The 20199-nt window shown below is 74.4% G+C and carries 17 protein-coding genes and 2 pseudogenes; 6 read left to right on the forward strand and 13 right to left on the reverse strand.

The window, feature by feature from the left end; genetic code table 11:
- Nucleotide 1 precedes the first annotated feature (1 nt).
- The 3 genes from ACZ3YO_RS22370 to ACZ3YO_RS22380 are packed head-to-tail and all read right to left on the reverse strand — an operon-like array spanning nt 2 to nt 5984.
- Complete coding sequence (locus ACZ3YO_RS22370; RefSeq protein ID WP_465571937.1) at nt 2–1657, reverse strand: ATP-binding cassette domain-containing protein; 1656 nt, start codon at nt 1655–1657, stop codon at nt 2–4.
- Nucleotides 1651–3414, reverse strand: a complete 1764-nt coding sequence (locus ACZ3YO_RS22375; protein ID WP_465571939.1) for an ABC transporter ATP-binding protein — start codon at nt 3412–3414, stop codon at nt 1651–1653. The genes ACZ3YO_RS22370 and ACZ3YO_RS22375 overlap by 7 nt, the downstream gene beginning before the upstream one ends.
- Before the next feature lie 5 nt (nt 3415–3419).
- Nucleotides 3420–5984 carry a lantibiotic dehydratase gene (locus tag ACZ3YO_RS22380; protein ID WP_465571942.1) on the reverse strand — a complete coding sequence of 855 codons (2565 nt, stop codon included), beginning with the start codon at nt 5982–5984 and terminating at the stop codon, nt 3420–3422.
- Nucleotides 5985–6334: 350 nt separating this feature from the next.
- Between ACZ3YO_RS22380 and ACZ3YO_RS22385 the strand changes: the two genes are divergently transcribed.
- The 3 genes and pseudogenes from ACZ3YO_RS22385 (at nt 6335) to manA (ending at nt 9142) form a co-directional block, all read left to right on the forward strand.
- A complete protein-coding gene (locus tag ACZ3YO_RS22385) occupies nt 6335–6871 on the forward strand; it encodes a PaaI family thioesterase (protein ID WP_465571944.1) in 537 nt (178 codons plus the stop codon).
- Between the two features lie 76 nt (nt 6872–6947).
- A complete protein-coding gene (locus tag ACZ3YO_RS22390; protein WP_465571946.1) occupies nt 6948–7892 on the forward strand; it encodes an ROK family protein in 945 nt (314 codons plus the stop codon).
- A 52-nt stretch (nt 7893–7944) separates the two neighbouring features.
- A pseudogene (manA, locus tag ACZ3YO_RS22395) lies at nt 7945–9142 on the forward strand (mannose-6-phosphate isomerase, class I).
- Between the two features lie 308 nt (nt 9143–9450).
- Here manA and ACZ3YO_RS22400 read toward each other — a convergent pair.
- From ACZ3YO_RS22400 to ACZ3YO_RS22415, 4 genes are all read right to left on the reverse strand, one after another.
- Entirely contained in the window at nt 9451–9987 is a 537-nt protein-coding gene (locus ACZ3YO_RS22400; RefSeq protein WP_465571949.1) for an acyl-CoA thioesterase, read from the reverse strand.
- Nucleotides 9984–10313 (reverse strand): hypothetical protein, encoded by a 330-nt coding sequence (locus tag ACZ3YO_RS22405; RefSeq protein WP_465571952.1) that lies wholly within the window; start codon nt 10311–10313, stop codon nt 9984–9986. Before ACZ3YO_RS22405 ends, ACZ3YO_RS22400 begins: the two co-directional genes overlap by 4 nt.
- Nucleotides 10314–10632: 319 nt before the next feature.
- Nucleotides 10633–10905, reverse strand: coding sequence for a hypothetical protein (locus ACZ3YO_RS22410; RefSeq protein ID WP_465571954.1), 273 nt, complete (start codon nt 10903–10905; stop codon nt 10633–10635).
- Between the two features lie 242 nt (nt 10906–11147).
- A complete protein-coding gene (locus ACZ3YO_RS22415; RefSeq protein WP_465571957.1) occupies nt 11148–11495 on the reverse strand; it encodes an ArsR/SmtB family transcription factor in 348 nt (115 codons plus the stop codon).
- Between the two features lie 107 nt (nt 11496–11602).
- Here ACZ3YO_RS22415 and ACZ3YO_RS22420 point away from each other — a divergent pair, with 107 nt between their 5' ends.
- Complete coding sequence (locus ACZ3YO_RS22420; protein ID WP_465571960.1) at nt 11603–12589, forward strand: quinone oxidoreductase family protein; 987 nt, start codon at nt 11603–11605, stop codon at nt 12587–12589.
- Between the two features lie 121 nt (nt 12590–12710).
- Here the strand turns inward: ACZ3YO_RS22420 and ACZ3YO_RS22425 are convergent, their stop codons facing one another.
- Together ACZ3YO_RS22425 and ACZ3YO_RS22430 are read right to left on the reverse strand one after the other, a co-directional pair.
- Entirely contained in the window at nt 12711–13109 is a 399-nt protein-coding gene (locus ACZ3YO_RS22425) for a cupin (protein WP_465571962.1), read from the reverse strand.
- Nucleotides 13106–14554, reverse strand: coding sequence for an MFS transporter (locus ACZ3YO_RS22430; RefSeq protein WP_465571964.1), 1449 nt, complete (start codon nt 14552–14554; stop codon nt 13106–13108). The genes ACZ3YO_RS22425 and ACZ3YO_RS22430 overlap by 4 nt, the downstream gene beginning before the upstream one ends.
- 142 nt (nt 14555–14696) lie before the next feature.
- Between ACZ3YO_RS22430 and ACZ3YO_RS22435 the strand changes: the two genes are divergently transcribed.
- On the forward strand, nt 14697–15365 hold the full coding sequence (locus ACZ3YO_RS22435) for a TetR/AcrR family transcriptional regulator (RefSeq protein ID WP_465571967.1): 669 nt from the start codon (nt 14697–14699) through the stop codon (nt 15363–15365).
- A gap of 115 nt (nt 15366–15480) precedes the next feature.
- Here ACZ3YO_RS22435 and ACZ3YO_RS22440 read toward each other — a convergent pair whose 3' ends face one another.
- The 3 genes and pseudogenes from ACZ3YO_RS22440 to ACZ3YO_RS22450 form a co-directional block, all read right to left on the reverse strand.
- A complete protein-coding gene (locus ACZ3YO_RS22440) occupies nt 15481–16893 on the reverse strand; it encodes an NAD(P)/FAD-dependent oxidoreductase (protein WP_465571969.1) in 1413 nt (470 codons plus the stop codon).
- Nucleotides 16894–17370: 477 nt separating this feature from the next.
- Nucleotides 17371–17831: pseudogene (locus tag ACZ3YO_RS22445) on the reverse strand (helix-turn-helix domain-containing protein); the annotation flags it as partial.
- Between the two features lie 234 nt (nt 17832–18065).
- Nucleotides 18066–18554, reverse strand: coding sequence for a cysteine/serine endopeptidase inhibitor (locus ACZ3YO_RS22450; RefSeq protein ID WP_465571972.1), 489 nt, complete (start codon nt 18552–18554; stop codon nt 18066–18068).
- A 293-nt stretch (nt 18555–18847) separates the two neighbouring features.
- Between ACZ3YO_RS22450 and ACZ3YO_RS22455 the strand changes: the two genes are divergently transcribed.
- Nucleotides 18848–19054 (forward strand): hypothetical protein, encoded by a 207-nt coding sequence (locus tag ACZ3YO_RS22455; RefSeq protein ID WP_465571974.1) that lies wholly within the window; start codon nt 18848–18850, stop codon nt 19052–19054.
- A 99-nt stretch (nt 19055–19153) separates the two neighbouring features.
- On the opposite strand, the gene ACZ3YO_RS22460 is transcribed toward ACZ3YO_RS22455, so the two are convergent.
- Nucleotides 19154–19966, reverse strand: coding sequence for an SMP-30/gluconolactonase/LRE family protein (locus ACZ3YO_RS22460; protein WP_465571977.1), 813 nt, complete (start codon nt 19964–19966; stop codon nt 19154–19156).
- Between the last annotated feature and the right edge of the window lie 233 nt (nt 19967–20199).

The raw sequence follows: 20199 nt of genomic DNA on the forward strand, positions 1-20199 counted from the left end.
GTCAGGCTCCTCGGAGCTCAGGGATGTGTACGGTCAGTTGGGAATCGTCGAGATGCAGGACGTGGCTGGCCCGGGCGCGCAGGTCCGCGCGGTCCGAGACGACCACGACGGTGCGGTGCCGGGCGACCTCGATCAGTTCGGCCGCGAGCCGGCGTGCCACGCCGGCGTCCAGCGCGCTGAACGGGTCGTCGAGCAGCAGGACGTCGGCCCTGGAGAGCAGGGCCCGGGAGAGCGCGACGCGCTGGCGCTGCCCGCCGGAGAGCGCCGCCCCGCCGGTGCCGAGCCGGGCGTCCCAGCCGTCGGCCAGCGCGGGGACGAACTCGGCGACGCCGGCCTGCCCGGCCGCGGCGCGGATCTCCTCCCCCTCGGCGCCGAGCCGCCCGAGGCCGATGTTCTCGGCCAGGCTCATGGAGAACAGTGCGTCGTGCTCGGCGACCAGGACCACTCGACGCGCGAGGTCTTCCCGGCGCCACTCGGTGGCGTCCACGCCGCCGATCCGCACCGAGCCGGCGGCCGGGGCCTCGACTCCGGCCAGCATCTGCAGCAGGGTCGACTTTCCCGAGCCGGTGGGCCCGGTGACCACCGCCAGCGAGCGCGGCGGGAGGGTCACCGAGATCCGCGGCGGCAGCTGCCGTCCCTCGGCGGGGACCGCGTCCACCGCCTCCAGCTGCGGCACGTCCGCGTCCGGCCGGAACGACCCGTCGTCCGCGGGCCGCAGGCCCGTGAACAGCTGGTGGATCCGCGCGATGGCGGCGAGTCCGTTGGCGAGGGCCGGGAAGGCCGCCCCGGCCGAGAAGGTCGGGCCGCCCAGCAGCAGCAGAAGGCTGTGGTAGCCGACCATGTCGCCGACGGTGAGGCGGCCGTCCCTGGCCAGCAGCAAGGCGTGGGCGAAGCCGATCCCCTGCACCACGCCGAGCAGCAGGAAGAGCGGGGTGCGTCGCTCCTCGCGGCCCTGGCCGACGACGGCGTCGCGGTGGGCGGAGGCGGCGGCCCGCAGCCGGCCCCAGACGGCGTCCGGACCGCCCGCGTCGCGGACCGCCTCGATGTTCTGCAGCGCCTCGGTGACCCGCTCGGTCATGTCGGCCGACTGGGCCCGGGTGGTCCGCGCGGCACGGCTGATGCCGCGCAGCATCCGGACCGACACCCACGCGAAGCCGATCGCGTAGAGCGCCGGCGCCAGCACGAGTTGCGGCGACCAGATCACGGCGGAGCCCAGCACCACGACCACGAAGGCGCAGGCCGCCACGCCGACGTCGACCCCCGGCGTGATCATGTACCGGACCGCGCGGACGTCGCTGATCAGCGTCGACAGCCGGACACCCCGGTCGCCGGGGCGGGCGTCGGTGAGCACGCCGGTGACGAGCTCGGACCGCAGGTCCCGCTCGAGCGCGGTGCCCAGCCGGATGCTCGCCAGCTGACGCAGGTAGAGCACCAGGGCGCGGATCAGCTGACTGGCCAGCAGCGTCCCGCCGAGGGCGAGCAGCGGCCCGGCACCGACACCGCGCTTGAGCGCCTCGTCGAGCGCCATGCCGGTCGCCCAGGAGGCCACCACCGCGAGGAACGCGGTCACGACGCCGCCCGCCAGGACCAGCAGCAGCGGCAGCCGGGAGGCCCGCAGTCGCGCGGCGAGCCAGCGGACCTGTTCGGTGGTCAGCACGGGCCACCGCCGACCGGTGCGGTGCGGGTGTCGGCGGAGGCGTACGCGAAGTCCTCGTACAGCGCCGCGTACTCCCCGGCGGCGGCGAGCAGTTCGGCGTGCGTGCCGCTCTCGGTGATCCGTCCCTCGCGCAGGACGGCGATCCGGTCGACGCTTCGGACGGTGTTCAGGCGATGCGCGATCATGACGCAGGTGACTCCGGCAAGCAGGGTTCGCAACGCGGTCTGGAGGTGCTCGTCGGTGGCCGCGTCCACGTTGGCGGTCGGCTCGTCGAGCAGGACGAGGATCGGCTTCTTGGCCAACGCCCGTATCAGGCAGACGATCTGGCGCTCGCCGTGGGAGAGCTGCGCGCCGCGCGGTCCGACCGGGGTGTCGAGCCCCCGCGGAAGGGCGGCGAGCCAGTCGGTCAGTCCTGCTTCGGCGACCAGCCGGGTCAGCTCCTCGTCGGTCGCATCGGGGGCGGCCAGCCGGAGGTTGTCCGCGAGCGTGCCGTCGAACAGCTGCGGCTGCTGCGGCACGTAGGCCACCCCGCGGCGCAGTTCGGCCTCCGGGATCGAGGCGAGCGGACGGCCGTCCAGGTGGACGGTGCCTCCGGTAGCGGACTGCATCCGGGCCAGCACCTTCAATAGGCTCGACTTGCCGGAGCCCGAGGGCCCGACCAGCCCGAGGTGGCAGCCGGCCGGCACCTCCAGCGAGAGGCCGCACAGCGCCTGGTTGCCGGAGGAGTAGGTCAGGCTGAGGTCGGTCACCCGGATCTCGCCCTTGGCCGGCGCTGGGGGCTCGGCCGCCGCGGTGTCCTGGACCCGCGCGTCGATCAGTTCGAAGACCCGCTCGGCGGCGGCGAGCGCCGTCTGCGCCTGGCCGTCCAGGGCGCCGGTCGAGCCCAGCAGCCAGGCGACCCGGTCGGTGGCCAGGACGAACAGGTACCAGGCGGAGACGGTGAGCACCGCGTCCTCGACCATCAGGCCGCCGGCGAACACCAGCATCGCCATGATCGCCCCGCTGATCACCGAGAGCAGCGGCTGGAGCAGCGCAGCGAAACCGTCGGACCGCCGGTTGGCCTCGAACAGACGGGAGTTGAGCCCGGCCGCGGCCGAGATCAGCGGCTCCTCGCAGCCGAAGGCCCGGACGGTGGCCAGCGCCGAGGTGCTCTCCGCGATGGCCGCGGTCAGCTCCCCCGTCGCCGCCGCCGCGCGGCCGGCCCGTCCGCGGGTGACCCGGCCGAACCTGCGGGTGGTCCAGGCGATCAGCACACCGCCGAGCAGGGTCGCCAGCGTGAGGCGCCATTCCAGGAAGAACATCAGCGGCACCAGCAGCACCACGACCAGCAGTTGCTGCAGCAGCTCCAGCAGGTTGAACGCCGCCTCGCCGAAGGACTCCAGGTCGTTGGTGATCCGGCTGGTGATCTCCGCCCGGTCGTTGCGGTCGTAGTACTCCAGGTCCTGGCCGAGCGCCGAGCGCAGCGCGTCGAGCCGCAGCTCCAGGACGGCGTCGGCCACCAGGCGCTTGGTCAGGTAGGCCCGCCACCGGTTGAGCGCCCAGACCGCCACACCGCCGGCGATCACCCCGGCGGCGAGCAGGTTCCCGCCGGTGGTCGAGCGCAGGCCGTAGCCGGGGCCCTGCGCGATCAGCACCGGCGCGGACGCGCTCACCAGGGCCATCGCCAGGGCGACCAGGGCCAGCCGGGTGAGCCGACCCCGGTCCCGCCCGACGTAGGCCCACACCCTGCTGCCCGGGCCTCGGGTCGTTGCGTCCACGGCGGTCACCGCCCTTCCGGTCGGGAGAACACGGCGTACCGGAACTCCGCGGTGTGGCCCCGGCCGTCGAGCTCCAGCCAGAGCTGGTCGGGGCCGGGCAGCATCTCGCTGAGCTCGACCTCGGTGACGGCGGATCCGACCGCGCGGCACAGCTGACGGACCAGCAGCGGCGCGTCCAGATCGAGGTAGAGCGGCTTCGGCTCGCCCGGCACCTTGGCGAACAGGTGCCGGGGCAGGCCCAGCCGGTCCCGGAGCCCCTGGACGGCGTGGAAGTCCGCCGCGTCGCTGTCACCGGCGCCCGGGAACGGCCGGGCGCCGCGGAGTGCAGTGGCCGGGACCCGCCAGCTCTCGCGCCGCAGCACGATCCGGCCGCAGTTGATCCTGGGCACGTGGTCCCGGTGGCGGGCGCGCAGGCTGACCCCGCCGTAGTGGCGCGGGAATCCGAGCGGTGCGAGCGGGTCCTGCCGGATGCTCTGCCCACCGGCGGGCACCGAGAGCGGGCGCAGCCGCTGCTCCAGCCCGTCAGCCCGCAGCTCGATCCGTCCCTCGCGAACCAGCAGGTACAGCTGCTGGGGCTGGAGCACCTGCCCGCGGGGTTTGCCGGAGCGGCCCGTGATCTCCACATCGGGGATGGGAAGCAGCAGTTGGGCACCGGTCTTGTTCGGGTGGGAGCGGACCAGGTCGCAGAGCACCTCGTCCGGTCCGAGCATCCGCTGGTAGGCCTCGTGCACCAACCGGCCGAGGTCCGGCGCCCGTTCGGCCAGCAGCGGCGCGTAGCTGGCGTGCGACAGGAGCTCGCGCACCGCATGGCACTCGCCGAGCACGGCCGTCAGCCGGCCGGCCGCGAGGTCGGCCGCACTCGCGGCGGCGAGCAGCACGTCCGGGTTGCACACCACGGCCGGGTCGCCGGGCCGGGCCGCGGCCAGCGCGGTCAGGATGTGTGGGGTCACCTCGATCGCCCGGGCCCCGGGACGGGCGTCCGCCAGCAGCGCGGCGGTGATGTCGTCGTCCAGCGCGAGGAGGTCGCGATCCACCGCATCGCACGAGGCGAGCAGGGCGTCCCGGTCATCGAAGTACCCGGCGTAGAACTCGCCGAGCGGTACGGGGCGTTCGGCCCCGAAGCGGTCGGTGGCCCAGCGGGCGAGGATCTCCCGCTCGCGGCGCATCCGGAGCCGGGGGCCGGCCAGGATCAGGTCGTAGACCGGAGCGAACTCCTCGGCGAGCAGCCGCTGCATCTCGTCGCCGATGGTCAGGTCGGCCACGCGGCTGTGGCCCTCCTCGTAGAAGACCGCGCGGTCCGCGTAGTGCCGTCCCGAGCGGCGGTTGGCGGCGAGGCCGGTGACGGCGGTGAACTCCTCCTTGACGGCCGCCAGCGCGGCGGGGCGCTCGGCCGGTCCGGCCGCAGAGAACGCGGCGAGCCGCTGCTCCAGCGAGGCGACCAGCCGGTGTGCCTCGTCGACAGCAGGCGAGTGGCCCGGATCGGGCAGCGCCTCGCGCAGCACGCGGAGCGGATCGGCGGCACCGATCGGGATCTCGAACCGGTCCACCAGCCAGTCCCGCCGGGCGAGGTCGGCAAGACACTCGTCGAACCCGCCATCGCTTCCGCTTTCGGTCCCGGCTTCGGGTACGCCTTCGGATACGCCGTCGGATGTGTCTGCGGACGGGCCGAAGGGCCACTCGCGGCGAAGCTCGGCGAGCTGGCGGACCCCGTCGCAGCGCTCCAGCAGCCACTGCTGCCGCTCGGTCAGCCGTTCGTCGGCGGTCCGTTCGAAGCGCCAGTCGGCGAGGAAGCCGGTGGCCGTCGTGGGGGCGTAGAGGGCGAGCCGTCCGGCCTCGGCGAAGGCCAGCGGACGGCGGCGGGGGCGGACCAGGCCGCGCAGGTCGGGATGGCGTCCGAGCACCTCGGCGAGCGCCTCGGCCGCCCAGTGCGCGGCGTGGACCCTGCGCTCCGGCGCGCCGGTGTCGGTCCAGCTCACGCAGGCCGCGCCGGGCACCAGCCGACCGGTGGCGATCGGCCCGAAGTGGGCGGTGGTCTCGTTCTTGGTGGTCACCCGCTGGAGGTAGCGCACCAGCAGGTCGGCCATCCGGCGGTCGGCCTTGCCGAAGCGCGCGCCGTCGCGGTGCTCGTCCAACCAGGCGGCGAACCGAGGGAAGTGGGCGTCGTTGGAGAGCAGCAGCACCTCGCGGAGCGCCGCGTCGGCGCGGAACTCCGCGGCCACGTACCGCCATCCGGCCTCCAGCCGGTCCCGGTGCGCGGTCTCGTACCGCTCCCACCGGTCGACCAGCTCGGCCCGCGCCCGCTCGTACTCCTGGGCGTGCGGCACACTCTCGGGCAGCGCGGCAAGCATCCCGATCCGGGAACCGACCCCCGCCGGTACTGCCGTTCCGCGCAGCTTCTCCAGCAGTGCCGAGCCTGCCTCGGCGGCCCTTTCGGCGGCCTTGCGCAATGCCGCGGCCTCCAGCCCTGCGTCTTGTTCGGAGAGTGCTTCCAGCAGCTCAACGGGAAAGCCCGCGTGCCGCAGCGCCACCACCGGCAACAGAGACCAGCCATTTCCCGGATTCACGCCCATGCGCTCTTTTCTTTATGTCAATCCCGATTGGTTCGACGACGGAAGAGGATGGCAAGAAGAGAGAGCGGAGATGTCCGAATTTCGCCGGAATCGACACCCCCGCGCAGGCAGGCCTGCAGATGCACCAATTGCATCAACTGCACGAGAAATCCCCCTGGTTGCACCCGACCCGTCCGTCACGACGTTACCTGAAGGAAACTCTACGAACAAAGGCCTATCCGAAAAGACCCGGCTTCACCACTTGGGCAGCATCTCACCGGATTGCGCCCCGCCCGCACACTTGATGGCGATTCTGCAGGATCATGCCAATCGCGTTCAATTTCATTGACAAGTCATGTCAGATGATGGCGGTGGCACTTCCGTTCGGCCCTCGCCCGAATGGCCGGACGACCCTCACCACCGCTGAGGCGGAGCAGATCCTCAACGACGACTTCGCCCCCTGGGCGCAGGCCCTCGGCCTCACCGTCACCGAGACCGGGGCGCAGCACGCCGTGCTGCGCCTGCCCTGGTCCGACCAACTCACCCGCGAGGGCGGCGGGTTGTCCGGGCAGGCACTGATGGCCGCCGCCGACACCGCGACCGTGATCGCCGTCTCGGGGCCTGCGGCGGCTACGCCCGCGCCAACCTACTCCAGCTGCACCCGGACTTCCCGAACATCTGGGACGCCTGGGACGTGGACCCGTGCTACCGCAACACCGTCACCGACCCGACCGGGGCCGGCCGACTCGCCGCCTCGTTCCCGCTGGCCTGGGGCGGTGCCCTGCGACCTGCTGGAGCGGCCGTGGGCCGACGCCCGCGGCGAGGTCACGGGGGACGGGGACGGCGTGGTGCTGGCGCTGCGGCCGTTCGAGCTGGTCACACTGCGGCTGACGCCCGCGTCCGCCTGACGTACGCTGCTCGACTGCCCCCGCTTGCCCGGGCGGGGGCGCTCACCCCCCGCTTCTCGTTCTGGAGCCTCCCGCGATGACCGTCTCCCCGTCCGCTCGCCCGCTGTTCGCCGCCGTCGACATCGGCGGGACGAAGATCGCCGGAGCGCTCGTCGACCGGCACGGGGGGCTCTCCCACCGGGTCCAGCTGCCCACCCCCGCCGGGGAGTCCGGCGCGGCCGTGCTGGCCGTCGTGCACCGGGTGCTGGACCACCTGGCCGCGGCGCCGGGGTGGTCCGCGGTGACCGCCGTCGGCATCGGCAGCGCCGGGCCGGTGGACCTCGCCGGCGGCACGGTGAGCCCGGTCAACATCCCCGGCTGGCGGTCGTTCCCGCTGGTCGCCGAGGTCGCCGCCCACCCCGCCGTGGCGGGGGCCGGGGCGCCGGTGGCGCTGGCCGGGGACGGTGTCGCCATGGCCGCCGCCGAGCACTGGCGCGGCGCTGCCCGGGACGCCGACAACGCGCTCTGCCTGGTCGTCTCCACCGGCGTCGGCGCCGGACTGGTCCTGGACGGCGCCGTCCGCCCCGGCCCCAGCGGCAACGCCGGCCACCTCGGCCACATCACCGTCGACCTCGACGGCGACCCGTGCCCGTGCGGCTCTCGCGGCTGCCTGGAGGGCCTCGCCAGCGGCACGGCCATCGCGCGGCGGGCCCTCGCCCGGGGCTGGCGGCCGTCCGGCGAGGACCGCTCGGCGCGCGCCGTCGCGGCCGACGCGCTGGCCGGCGACCCGGTCGCGCTGGCCTCCTTCGACCGGGCCGCCCAGGCCCTGGCCGCCGGGATCGCCGCCACCGCCGCCCTGGTCGACCTCGACCGGGTGGTGATCGGCGGCGGGGTCGCCGAGTCCGGCCCCGCCCTGTTCGACCCGCTCGCCCGCCACCTCGACCGGTACGCCGCCCTGCCCTACATCCGCGGCCTCGACGTGCGCCGGGCCGAACTCGGCACCGACGCGGGCCTGATCGGCGCGGCGGCCCTCTGCCGATAGCGCCTGTCACGAGAGAGCCGCCCATGCCCACACGCGCCGTCCCCCGTTCGCGCTGCTCGCCAATCCGGTCCGCGCCTACCCCTGGGGCTCCGCCACCGCCGTCCCCGCCCTCACCGGCACCCCGCCCACCCGCGAGCCGCAGGCCGAACTCTGGATGGGCGCCCACCCGTCGGCGCCGTCCCTGCTCGACGACGGCGACGGGCCGCGCCCACTGGACGAACTGATCGCCGAGGACCCCGAGGCCGAGCTCGGGGCCGGCACCATGCGGCGCTTCGGCCCGGGACTGCCGTTCCTCTTCAAGGTGTTGGCCGCCGATCGTGCCTCTCGATCCAGGTCCACCCCACCCGCGCGCAGGCCGAGGCCGGCCACGCCACCGAGGAGGCCCGCGGCATCCCGCTCGACGCCCCGTGCCGCACCTTCCGCGACCGCGGCCACAAACCCGAACTCATCTGTGCCCTCGGCGACTTCGAGGCCCTCTGTGGGTTCCGCCCGGCCGCCGCCACCGCCCGTCTGCTGTCCGAGCCGGCCGTCCCGCTGCTCGCCCCCTGGGCCGCCGCGCTGCGCCACCGGCCCGCCGGCGAGGTGCTGCCCGCGCTGCTGCGGCACGTCCTGGACGACGTCCGCCCCGGCCCGGCCGACCTCGCCGCCGTCACCGAGGCACTGCGGCGGGTCGCCGCCGACGGCGGGCCGTTCGCCGGGGCCTGCGCCGCGTACGCGCGGGCCGCCCGCGACTACCCCGGTGACCCGGGACTGGTCGCGGCCCTGCTGCTCAACCACGTCCGGCTCCGGGGCGGCCAGGCCCTCTTCCTCGACGCCGGGGTGCCGCACGCCTATCTGCACGGCGTGGGCGTCGAGTTGATGGCCAACTCGGACAACGTGCTGCGCGGCGGCCTCACCGCCCAACACCTCGACGTGGACGGCCTGCTGGCGGTGACGACGTTCCGCACCGGCGAACCCCGCGTCCTCACGGCCGGACCGGCCGCCGACCCGGTCGAGGAGGTGTTCCCCTCCCCCGCCGCCGAGTTCCGCCTCTCCCGCCTCCGCCCCACCGGCACCCCCACCGGGGGGTCGACCTGCCCGCGGCCCCGCAGATCCTCGTCTGCACCGCCGGCCACGCCCGACTCCACGGCCCCGACGGCCGCCGGCTGGACCTGCGCCCGGGCCGGGCCGCCTACCTGCGCCCCACCGGCGGCCCCGTCCACCTCACCGGCGCCGGCGCGGACCTGTTCCGTGCCACCACCGGCCACTGACCTTGCCGGCCGCCCCGGGGTTCACCGGCCGCGGAGCCGGGTGGGGGCGGCCGGGCCGGGCAGGTCGTCGCGGGGCGCCGCTCCGAGCGCGCCGCCCGGACGACGCCCTCGGCGACCGGACGGCGGAGCTCCGCCGGGCCGGCGACCAGCGGCGGCGCGTCCCGGGCGGGGCCCGGGTACCGGCGTGCCCGGGCCGGCGTCGGTGGGCCACAGCCGGCGGCTCCGTTGCCGCTGTCCGTGCCGTGGCCGCTCTCCGTGTCGTTGCTTCCCCTGCTGCCGGCAGCTTCGTCGGTGCCGGCAGGACGCCGTCAGCGCGCCGAGGCGCGGCAGCGTCTGCGCGGCCGGTGTGCCGTGACCGTGGCGCGCGAGGCCTTCACCGGCACCCGCTGGGGCGGCGCCGTAGGCAGCGGATCGGCCGCGGCCCCGCCCGGCACGAACGCCTCGAGAAACCGGCGCTCGGACTGGCTGAGTTGGCGGGAACGACCGGAGTCCCGGTCCCGCGCGACCACCACGGTGCGCGCCCGCATATACGTCAGCGGATCGCGGCAGACATTCACCTCGACATGCGCGGAACTGCGGCCCAGCCGTGCCACGGTCAGCCGGACCAGCAATGGTTCCGACGCGTGGTGGAGCTGCTCCAGGTAATCGATCTCATGGCGCGCGATCAGGAATCCGGACGGGAAAAGGGATTCCCGGACGGCGACCGCGTGGTGGCGGAAGAGGTCGTAGATCCCCTCCTGGACATAGGAGACCAGCCGGGCGTTGTTGATGTGCCCGTTCTCGTCGACGTCGCTCCACCGGGTGGGACAGGTCAGGACATGCGCGTTTGGGTGCGGCGCGCTCACTGCTTCTTCAGCCCGGCGTCGCCCTGGCCGCCAGCCCCGGCGGGCAGCAGCGCCCGCTGCAACCTGGCGTAGTAGACGGCGTGTTCCGAAGCCATCCGGGCGGCGGTCCACCCCTCCTCCGCGGCCTCGGCGGCGGCCTGGACGACCAGGCTGTCGAGCACCCCGTCCACGGCGCGGCAGAGCTCGGCCACCGCGGCCAGGCGGTCGGGAACGTCCACGTCGACGCCGCCGGCCCCGCCCCGGGCCGGGAACGCCGCGAGGGAGTCCACGGCGAGCCGCAGCTCGTCGACGGCGTCCGACCGGATTTCCGAAAGGCAATTGCGCACGGTTTTCTCCCGAAAATATACTGCATTGTCTGATGCGTTCGAATACACCGGAGCGGTTCAGGCGCGGATCGCGCAACCCCCCGGTGGAACGGACGCTATCCCAGCCCGGCCACGCCGTCACAGGATTACGGATGCCCACGGGAAACTGCCCACCATTGGAGTAGTTTGCGGGGGCATAAAATCTGCCGCATCATCCGAATGCCTCCCAGCCCGTCACCCGGCGTCACCACGGGACCGGCCGGGCCCCGCGGGTCAGCCCGTCCAACTGGCCCACCGACGCGCCTTGTACAGGTGCGTGCCGGACAGGACGCGGACGCCGTCAGGGCAGTGGAAGGTGACCACCGAGGTGCACCAGGAACAGGGCCCGGCACGGTCGGGGGCCGCGGTCAGCAGCCGCCCGGTGCCGGCTCGTGCGGCTCTTCTCCTCGTCGGGCAGCGCCCAGCTGTGGGCCGGGGCGAGGTCGGCGAGGTCCGGCGCCCGGTCCGCGCTCCACGACCACACCACCGGCAGCCGGTCCGGCCGCTGGTAGGCCATCAGCTCCTCGGCGCTCTGCAGCACGAGGACGTTCCGCGAGGCCTGGTCCACCACCACGACCGCCCACCCCGCACGGCGCCGGCCGCCCCGGCCGGGACCCCGAGACCGAGCAGCATCAGCCCCACCAGTACCGCCCGCATCCCGCGCACGCACCCCGCCCCTCCGCCGTCCGGCCTTCGGGCACCGCCGTGCGGGGCGGCGGCCCGGCCTGCCAGCGGGCACGCCCGGACGGCCGACGGATCCGGCTCGACGCGGGAACGCCCGGACCGGGAGACCGGGCCGGACTTGCGGCGATCGCCCTAGCCGGCACCGGCCTCGGTGCGGGCGTGGGCGGCGAGGACGGTGTCGAGGAGGCCGGGGAAGCGCTGCTCCAGGTCGGCGGCGCGCAGGGCGGTCAGGCGGCGGTTGGCCTCCTCGCGCTGGCGGACCACGCCGGACTCGCGCAGCACCTTGAAGTGGTGACTGAGGGTCGAGGGCGCGACGTCGACCGGGAAGGTGCCGCAGGCGCGTTCGGTTTCGGCGCGCAGGACGCGCACGATGGTCATCCGGGTGGGGTCGGCGAGCGCGTGCAGCACGTCGAACAGGTCGATCTCCCCGGTCTCGGGGTGCGCGAGCGGCGCCTTGCGCCGGGTGCTGCTGCGGGGCACGGACGGCCCTCCCTGTCAGTCATGTTCGACAATCATCGAAATTGCGTGCTACCAATGTCACACAGCAATTTCGTCATTCGTCGAACATCGTAGCTGAGGGGCCCGACATGCGCGCACTGGTGATGACCGCACCCGGTGGAGCCGAGAACTCGCAGATCCAGGAGGTCGGGGCGCCGCACCCCGGCCCCGGCCAGGTGACCGTCGACGTCGCCTACGCCGGGCTGAACTTCGTCGACGTGATGACCCGTCGCGGCGACACCGCCTACGACTCCGGCTGGCCGTACCTGCCGGGCAAGGAGGTCGCCGGCACGGTCCGGGCCGTGGGCGAAGGGGTCACCGGGCTGGAGGTGGGCGACCGGGTGGTCGCCGCGCCGCCCGGCGGCGGCCTCGCCGAGGTGGTCGTCACCGAGGCCGCCCTGACCGTGCCGGTACCGGACGGGCTCGCACTGAGCGAGGCCGCGGCCGCCCCGCTCGGCCTGGCCACCGCCATGCTGCTACTGACCGACGCGGGCCGCTTCACCGCCGGGGACACCGTCCTCGTGCACTCGGCGGGCGGCGGGATCGGCAGCGCGATCGCCCAGCTCGTGCCGCTGCTCGGCGGCGGCCTGCTGATCGGCACCGTGGGGCGCCCCGAGAAGGCCGCGGCCGCCGAGGCGTCCGGCTACCACCACGCGTACGCCCGTGACGAGCGGCTCCGCGAGGCCGTCCGGGAGGCCACCGGCGGGCGGGGCGTCGACCTCGTCCTCGACCCGCTGGGCACCGAGGCCCTGGAGCTGGACCTCGACCTGGCCGCGGTGGGCGGCCGGATCGTCCTGTTCGGCAACGCGGGCGGCGGCGACATCGGCGCGCTGCCCCCGGTCGGCCGGCTGCTCGCCGGCAACCTCACCGTCACCGGCTTCAGCCACCGCGGCCTGGCCGCCACCGCCCCCGAGCGACTGGGCCGGGCCATCGCCCGGGTCGTCGGCCTGCTCGCCGACGGCCGGCTCGCCCTGCCCGTCACCGAGCTGGCCGGCCTCGCCGACGTCCCCGCCGCCCACGACGCCATGGCCGCCGGCCGGGCGACCGGCAAGTACGTGGTGCGCGTGGGCGGTTGAGCGGCGCCGACCGCCGCGGAGGACGGGAACGGCGCGGGCGCCGTCCTCGGCTCCCGGAGGACGGACCGCGGCGGCGGCCCGGCAGCGCCTGCGCCTGCACCCGCGCCTGCCCGTAGTCCGGTCAGCGAGGGCCGGTGCGCCTCTCGAGGCGGGTGCCGTGGCGGAGGGTGATCGACATCAGGTCGCTGGGGGCGTCCAGCTCCAGGCGGTGCCAGCGGCCTCGGGGGACGATCGCGGCGGTGCCCGCCCGCAACCGCACCAGGGACTCCTCGCCGCCGGGAGCGGTGGGACGGAGGTGGAGGCGGATGCCGCCGGTCAGGCAGCACACCGCCTCCTCGGCCTCCGGGTGCATCTCCCAGTGGTCGGCGTGGACGTCGGCGTCGGTCTCCGCGTGGAACGTCGCGATCTGCCAGGCGCCGGGGTCGCCGTTCACCATCCGCCGCTCGGCGGCCCGGACGTCGCCGTCGGGGTGGATGTGCAGCGCCGAGGCGAACAGGTCGACGGGGGTCGTGGTGGTCATGATCGCGTTCCTTCCAGTCGGTTCTCCGCCCGGACGGCGGGTCGCGGGTCAGGTGCTCCGGCCCGGCGGCCGGGGAGCACGCCGATCGCCACGGCCGCCGCGAGGACGAAGAGGCCGGCGGTGACGGCCAGGCCCAGGGCGTAGCCGTCGTTGAGTGCGGCGGGGCCGGTGGCCGTGCCGGTGCGCTGGGCGGCGACGGTGGCCAGGGCGGCCAGGCCGACGCAGCCGCCGAGTTGGCGGGAGCTGTTGAGGACACCGGAGGCCGTGCCGGCCTCGTGGGGGGCGATGCCGGTGGTCGCGGCGGCGGCGACCGGGGCCAGGACCAGCCCGGTGCCGACGCTGGTGACGAGGGACGGGCCGAGGACGTCGGTGAGGAAGCCGCCGTCGGGGCTGATGAAGGCGAACCAGGCCAGGCCCGCGGCCGCCAGCAGGGCGCCGGGCACCAGGGAGGCGCGCGGGGAGCGGGCCGCGGTGACGCGGGTCGCGACGACGGTGCCCGCCACCAGGCCCGCCGAGAAGGGCAGGAACGCGGCGCCGGTCGCCGCAGCGCCCAGGCCCAGGACCTGCTGCAGGTAGAGGGAGACGAGGTAGAAGGCGGTGAACTGCCCGGCCGCGGCCAGGAACACCAGCAGGTTGGCCCCGGCGACCCAGCGGCTGCGCAGCAGGCCGAGCCGCAGCAGAGGCGCGGGCGCCCTGGATTCGACGAGGACGAAGGCGGCCAGGAGAAGGGCGGCGGCGGCGAGGGTCGCCACCGTGGCCGGGGAGGCCCACCCCCGGGCGTCCGTACGGACGACACCGAACACCAGCAACCCGACTCCGCCGGTCGCCAGGACGGCGCCGGGCACGTCCAGCCGTTCGCGCCGGCCGGGCCGTGCTCCGGCGGGTACGCCCGCCAGGACCAGGGCGAGAGCAGCGGCCACGATGGGCAGGTTGACCAGCATCACCCAGCGCCAGCCCGCGTACTCGGTGAGCAGTCCGCCCGCCAGTACGCCGAGCGCTCCCCCGGCGGCGTTGACCGCGCTCCACACCCCGAGCGCACGAACCCGCCGGGGGCCTTCGGGGAAGGTGGTGGTGAGCAGCGCGAGCGCGGCCGGCGCGGCCGCGGCGGCGCCCAGCCCCTGGCCGGCGCGGGCGGCGACCAGCTGCCAGGGCTCGCGGGCCAGGCCGCCCGCCAGGGAGCAGAGCCCGAAGACGGCCAGGCCGACCAGGAGCAGCCGCCTCCGGCCGTAGAGGTCGCAGGCGCGGCCGCCCAGCAGCAGGAGCCCGCCGAAGGTGAGCGCGTAGACGTGCACGACCCAGGACAGGTCGAGCGCCGAGAAGCCCAGCGCGGTGCGGATCGCAGGCAGGGCGACATTGACCACCGACATGTCCAGGGCGAAGACGAACTGGGCGACGCAAGCCGCCACCAGCACCGCTCCCGGGTGCCCTCGTAAGTTTTTATACATGTAAGGAAATTAGCGCGGGCGGCCGCCGTTGTCGACTCCTCGGGTCGTCGGTGCCTCGGGTCGCCGGCGCCCTGGGGACTGTCAGCGCCTCGGGACTGCGAGCGCCCCGGGGCTGTCGGCGCGTTCGGGGATGATGGGGGGCATGCCGCAACCGCCCGCACCGCGCAGATCCCCCGGCCGCCCTCCCCGCATCTCCCGCGAGGAGGTCATCGGGACGGCCCGTCGGATCGTCACCGAGGAGGGCGTGCACCGGCTGACCATGCGTCGGCTGGCCACGGAGGTCGGCAGTACGCCGATGGCGCTCTACCACCACGTCCGCAACAAGGAGGAGCTGCTCGTCCTGCTCCTCGACGACTACGCCTCACGGACGCTGCGCCGGACCGAACTGCCCGCCCCGCCCCGCGAGCGGATCGTCGCGGCCGCCACCACGATCCACGAGGCGCTCGCCGCCTGCCCCTGGATCGTGGAGGTGCTGACCGCCGACGACCTGATGTCCGCGTCCGCGCTCTGGTTCGTCGAGCAGATCGTCGACGGCCTGGTCGCCTGCGGACTCTCCCCCGAGCAGGCCGTGCACGGATACCGTGCGATCTGGTACTACACCGCCGGAGAGATCGTGGTCCGGGCGGCGGCGGCCCGGCGGCGCGCGGACGACGACCGTACGACCTACCGCGAGCGGGTCTTCGCCGAGCTCGACCCGGACGAGCTCCCCCGCCTGGCGCAGGTCGCCGGCCGCTGGGCGCCGCTGACCGCGGAGGACACCTACGCGGACGGGCTCCGGGCCCTGATCGACGGCCTCACCGCCACCCGCTGACGGGCCGACGCAGGACGCCCGCTCGCCCGACCGACCGACGCAGGACGCCCGCTCGCCCGACCGACCGACGCAGGACGCCCGCTCGCCCGACTGACGGGCCGACGCCAGGCGCCCGCTACCCGCGCCCCGAGATCGCGTCCGCCAGGCGGGCGAGCGGGGAGGTGGTGGGGCGGCCGGTGGACTCCTGGTGGTCGGCGGCATGGTAGGCCGCGTAGAGGGCGTGGACGCCGAGCCAGCGCAGCGGTTCGGGCTCCCAGCGGCGGACGGTGTGGCCGACCCAGGGCAGGCGGGTGAGTCCGGTGTCGTGGCCGAGGACGAGGTCGCGCAGGGTGCGGCCGGCCAGGTTGGCGGTGGTGACGCCGCTGCCGACGTAGCCGCCGGCCCAGCCGAGGCCGGTGGCGCGGTCGAGCTCGACGGTGGCGCACCAGTCGCGGGGGACGCCGAGCACGCCCGCCCAGGCGTGGTCGATCCGGGCGTCGGCGGCGGCGGGGAAGAAGCTGTCGAGGATCGCGCGGAGCTGGCGGACGGTGGCCGGCTGGGTGGTGCCGTCGGAGTCGGTGCGCGAGCCGTAGCGGTAGGGGACGCCGCGCCCGCCGAGGGCGATCCGGTCGTCGGCGGTGCGCTGGGCGTACATGTAGGCGTGGGCGAAGTCCCCGAGGACTTCGCGCCCCTCCCAGCCGGCCGCGGCCCAGAAGGAGGGCGGCAGCGGTTCGGTGGCGATCATCGCGGAGTTCATCGGCAGCCAGGTGCGCCGTTCGCCGCTCAGCCCGGCGGTGAAACCCTCGGTGGCACGCAGCACGTGGTCGGCGGTCACGGTGCCGTACGGGGTGACGGCCCGGGCGCGGCGGCCCGGTCCGGCGGGGTGGACGGCCGTGACCGGCGTCTCTTCGTGGATGCGCACGCCGAGCGCCCCGACCACCCGGGCGAGGCCGCGGGCCAGTTCGGCGGGCTGGATGCGCGCGCCGTACGGCGTCCAGGTGCCGCCGAGCGCGCCGGCGACACGGACCCGGCCGGCGGTCTCGCGGCCGGTCAGCAGGTGGATGCGGTCCGGACCGTAGGCGGCCTCGGCCGCGGCGAAGGCCTGGAGCCGGGCGAGCTGGGCGGGGGTGCGGGCGACTTCCAGGACGCCGCCGCGGACGATGTCCGCCTCGATGCCCTCGGCGGCGGCGGTGTCGGCCACCTCGCCGACCGCGGCGTCCATCGCGCGCTGCATCGCGGCGGCCGGCCCGGGCCCGTACCGGCGGGCGAAGGCGGACCGCCCGGCGAAGCCGTTGTAGAGCCAGCCTCCGTTGCGCCCCGAAGCGCCGTACCCGCAGAAGCGCTGTTCGAGCAGGGTGATCCGCAGCCCGGGCTCGGCCTTCTTCAGGTAGTACGCCGCCCACAGCCCGGTGTACCCGCCGCCGACGATGCACACGTCGGCGTCCGCGTCGCCCGGCAGCGCCGGCCGGGGTTCGGGCAGGCCGCTGCGCGCGTACCAGAAGGAGACGCCGCCGTTGACGGCCGGGGTGTCGTCGCCGTTGCGGGCCACGGGAACCTGCTTTCGTTCGGTGATCTGCGGGGACGCTACGCCGCGTCCTCCCGTGCGGACCACCACCACGCTGCCAGGATCCGGCCGCCGCGCCCTGCACCCTGTCAGGCTTCCCGGGCGGGCTCGCCGTCCCGCGCCTCGGCACGCCGATGCGGACGCCGGACGGCGGTTCGCCTGGCACCGGCGCCGGGCCTGGGCGGGTACCCGCCCACCGCGACCGCCGGGAGGGGCTGCGAGGGACGGCGCCCCGAGGACGGCCGGGTCACCGTTGCCCGGCCGCCCTCCGGTGGCCGCTCTTGCCCGGCCGGTTCCGCCTGGGCACCGTCCTGGCGATCTTGAGACGGTATCTTCAGCGCTCTCGGCAACTCACTGGGACCGGCGAGCCTGACTGTGCTCCGCGATCCTGGTACGACACACCAATTGATCTTTCGGGGAGGGCGTCGTGGGGAACCGTCGTCATTCAGTGGTGGCCGCCGCACTGGCGAGACGGGCGAACCACCGCTCGACCAGGTTCAGCCAGGACGCGCCGGTCGGAGTGAAATGCAGCTGGAAACGGGGTGCGCCAGCAGCCACTTCTTGACCGTCTCGGTCATGTGGGTTGCATGGTTGTCGCAGATCAGGTGCACGTCCAGGCCGGCCGGCACCTCCCGGTCCCAGCTTCGCCCAGGAACTTCTTGAACTCGGCCGTGCGGTGACGCCGGTGAAAGGCCGAACGCCCGCCAGACCCGCGAGACCGTGGACTGCGACAGGTCGACCCGCTCGGCCATCGAGCGGGTCGACCAGTGCGTGGCGTTCTTCGGCTTCGTTTCCAGAGTCACCCGGACCAGTTCGGCGACCTGCTCGTCGATGACCGTCCGGACCCGGCCGGGGCGGGGTGCGTCGCCGAGGCCGTCCAGGCGGTCCTTGAGAAAACGGCTCCGCCACTTGGAAACCTCTCCGTGGTCACCCCGGCGGCAACGGCCACCGAACTGGCTGAACGGGGAAGCCCGTCAGGCTCGACCTCGGCCCACGCCAGGACGATCCGGGCTCTCAACGCCAGGGCTTGCGGGGTGGATTAGCCCCGTACCCAGGCACCGAGCACCTGCCGCTCGTGATCCGACAACACCAGTTCGGCCAGCCTCGGCCCAGGACGTCCAATGCACCGATCAACGACAGATCAAGGAATCAGGACACTAGCCGATCGTCGAGCCCTCGACGGGTGCGGAGAGCGGGATGGTCTCGCCGGCGAAACCGGTCTTGACGAACTGCCAGGTGAGGCCGGTGATCACGCCCTTGTCGAGCGGCGCGAGCCGGGCGAAGGCGGGCTGGCTGAGGTCGATGTGGGTGGAGTCGCAGGACGGACACTGGTCCTTGACGGGCACGGTGACGGTCTTGCCCTGGTAGGTCACCTTGACCGAAATGCCCTTGCAGACAGGGTCGTTGTTCGGGTTGGCGGTGGTCCACCAGGTGTGCGAGACGGCCACCAGCAGCTGGGTGGCGGCGTTGATCCGGGTGCCGCAGGCGCCGTAGCCGGCGTCGTTGTAGTAGGTGGCCTTGCCGTTCATCGGCTTGTTGATCGGGATCGCGGCACTGGCCGAGCCTGCGGTCAGTGCGATCAGCGCGGCGGCGGCGAGCGGCGCGCCGGCCAGGATCCGGGCACTCCTGATGTTGGCGATTCGCATGGGTTCCCCTCCGATTCTTGGTGCGGACGGCATACCGAGCACGGGCGGGGCCGGGGCCTCCCCCACACTCGCCGGATCAGGCCAATTCAGCGGCGAAGCAGAGGAGTTCGAGCACGTCCGACCCTCCCGGAAAGGGACGCTATGCCGGGCCGGCCGACGAGGTCCAGACCTTTGATGTGTTGTCATGAACACAAGGCAAGATGCTTTACGAACGCGGCCGAAGGCGGGACGATACGTGACCGCAGCACGGGGTGGCGCGTTGTCAGGGCACGTTCCGCACCCCAGGAGGCCCCGTGCACCCCACGCTTCGCACCGCTCTCACCGCCGCGCTCCTCGGCGCCGCCCTGCTGGCCGGCGCCATCCCGGCCGCCGCGACCACCGCCGCACCGCGGGAGGTCAACCAGGGGTACAGCATCCCGGTCGGCGGGGTGACCGACCTCGGCGCGCTGCCCGTCCTCGGCAGCCTCGGACTGGACTTCGCCCGCCTGCTCGGCACATGAGGCGCCCCACGCGGGCGCCACTCCGCCCCGACTCCGCCCGCCCCGACTCCGCCCGCCACGACCCCGCCCGCCCCGCCGGAGCGGCGGCCGTTGACGGCGTCAGACCTGGCCGAGCGCGAACAAGGCGCCGGAGAGCGGGTGTTCGGCGGTCCGGGCGGTGGTGATGTAGAGCGTGCGCAGGTCCGGGCCGCCGAACGCACAGCTGGTCACGCGCGGCACCGGGAGCTCCACGGTGGCGAGCAGGTGTCCCTCCGGCGAGAGGCAGTGGACGGCGGCGCCGTCCCAGAACGCCACCCAGAGGTTCCCGGACGCGTCGAGGGTCATGCCGTCGGGCAGGCCCGGCAGGTGGGAGATGTCCAGCGAGCGGATCCGGCGGCCGACCGGGCCCTGCTCGGGGTACTCGTAGAGGTCGATCCGGCGGGTCGGGGTGTCGATGTGCCAGAGCCGGTCCGGCTCCGGCCAGGCCAGGCCGTTGGGGACGGACAGCCCGTCCAGGACGGCCCGCGCGCCGCCGTCGTCCTCCAACCGGTAGAGCGGGCCGGGCTGCCAGGGCTCGGCCCGCTGCATGGTGCCGGCGACCGGGCGGCCGTACGGGTCACAGGCGCCGTCGTTCATCCGGCGCTCCGGCCGGTCGGCCTCGACCGGGGCGAGCAGCTCGGTGCGCCCGGTAGCGGGGTCCAGCAGCTCGAAGCCGCGTTCGGTGGCCAGCACCGGACGGCCGTCCGGGCGGAACATCAACGCACCGGGGGTGACGGCGAGTTCGGTGACGGCGACCCGACCGCTCGACGCGTCCAGGGTGAGGACGCGGCGGTCGCGGATCCCGATCCAGTGGAGGCGGCCCTGGGAGGCGTCCCAGCGCGGGCCCTCGCCGAGGGCGAGTCGCGGGGTCTCGGCAACGGGTTCGGCACGCATCGGGTTTCTCCTCGGGGATGTCAACGGGATCTCAACGGGATCTCAAGGCAGCAGGGCCGCGGGCAGCAGGGCCGCGTGCTCGGCTCCGGGTCGGTCCAGACGTGCCGGTGACGCTCCACCGGGACGAATCCCGGCGCAACGGCGTTGCACCGCACCCTACGTGGTTCCGCTCGAACGGCGGCGGTGCGGGTGAGCGCCGGCGGCGCGGCCTTGGTGACGCCGGACCCCGGCGC

The sequence above is a fragment of the Kitasatospora sp. NPDC022785 genome (genome assembly GCF_055561295.1).

Excerpts from the sequence above, each read along its gene's own strand:
- ACZ3YO_RS22380 (WP_465571942.1), bottom strand. The coding sequence starts at position 5,984 with ATGGGCGTGAATCCGGGAAATGGCTGGTCTCTGTTGCCGGTGGTGGCG.
- ACZ3YO_RS22390 (WP_465571946.1), top strand. The coding sequence starts at position 6,948 with ATGACCGTCTCCCCGTCCGCTCGCCCGCTGTTCGCCGCCGTCGACATC.
- ACZ3YO_RS22420 (WP_465571960.1), top strand. The coding sequence starts at position 11,603 with ATGCGCGCACTGGTGATGACCGCACCCGGTGGAGCCGAGAACTCGCAG.
- ACZ3YO_RS22425 (WP_465571962.1), bottom strand. The coding sequence starts at position 13,109 with ATGACCACCACGACCCCCGTCGACCTGTTCGCCTCGGCGCTGCACATC.
- ACZ3YO_RS22430 (WP_465571964.1), bottom strand. The coding sequence starts at position 14,554 with ATGTATAAAAACTTACGAGGGCACCCGGGAGCGGTGCTGGTGGCGGCT.
- ACZ3YO_RS22435 (WP_465571967.1), top strand. The coding sequence starts at position 14,697 with ATGCCGCAACCGCCCGCACCGCGCAGATCCCCCGGCCGCCCTCCCCGC.
- ACZ3YO_RS22450 (WP_465571972.1), bottom strand. The coding sequence starts at position 18,554 with ATGCGAATCGCCAACATCAGGAGTGCCCGGATCCTGGCCGGCGCGCCG.
- ACZ3YO_RS22460 (WP_465571977.1), bottom strand. The coding sequence starts at position 19,966 with ATGCGTGCCGAACCCGTTGCCGAGACCCCGCGACTCGCCCTCGGCGAG.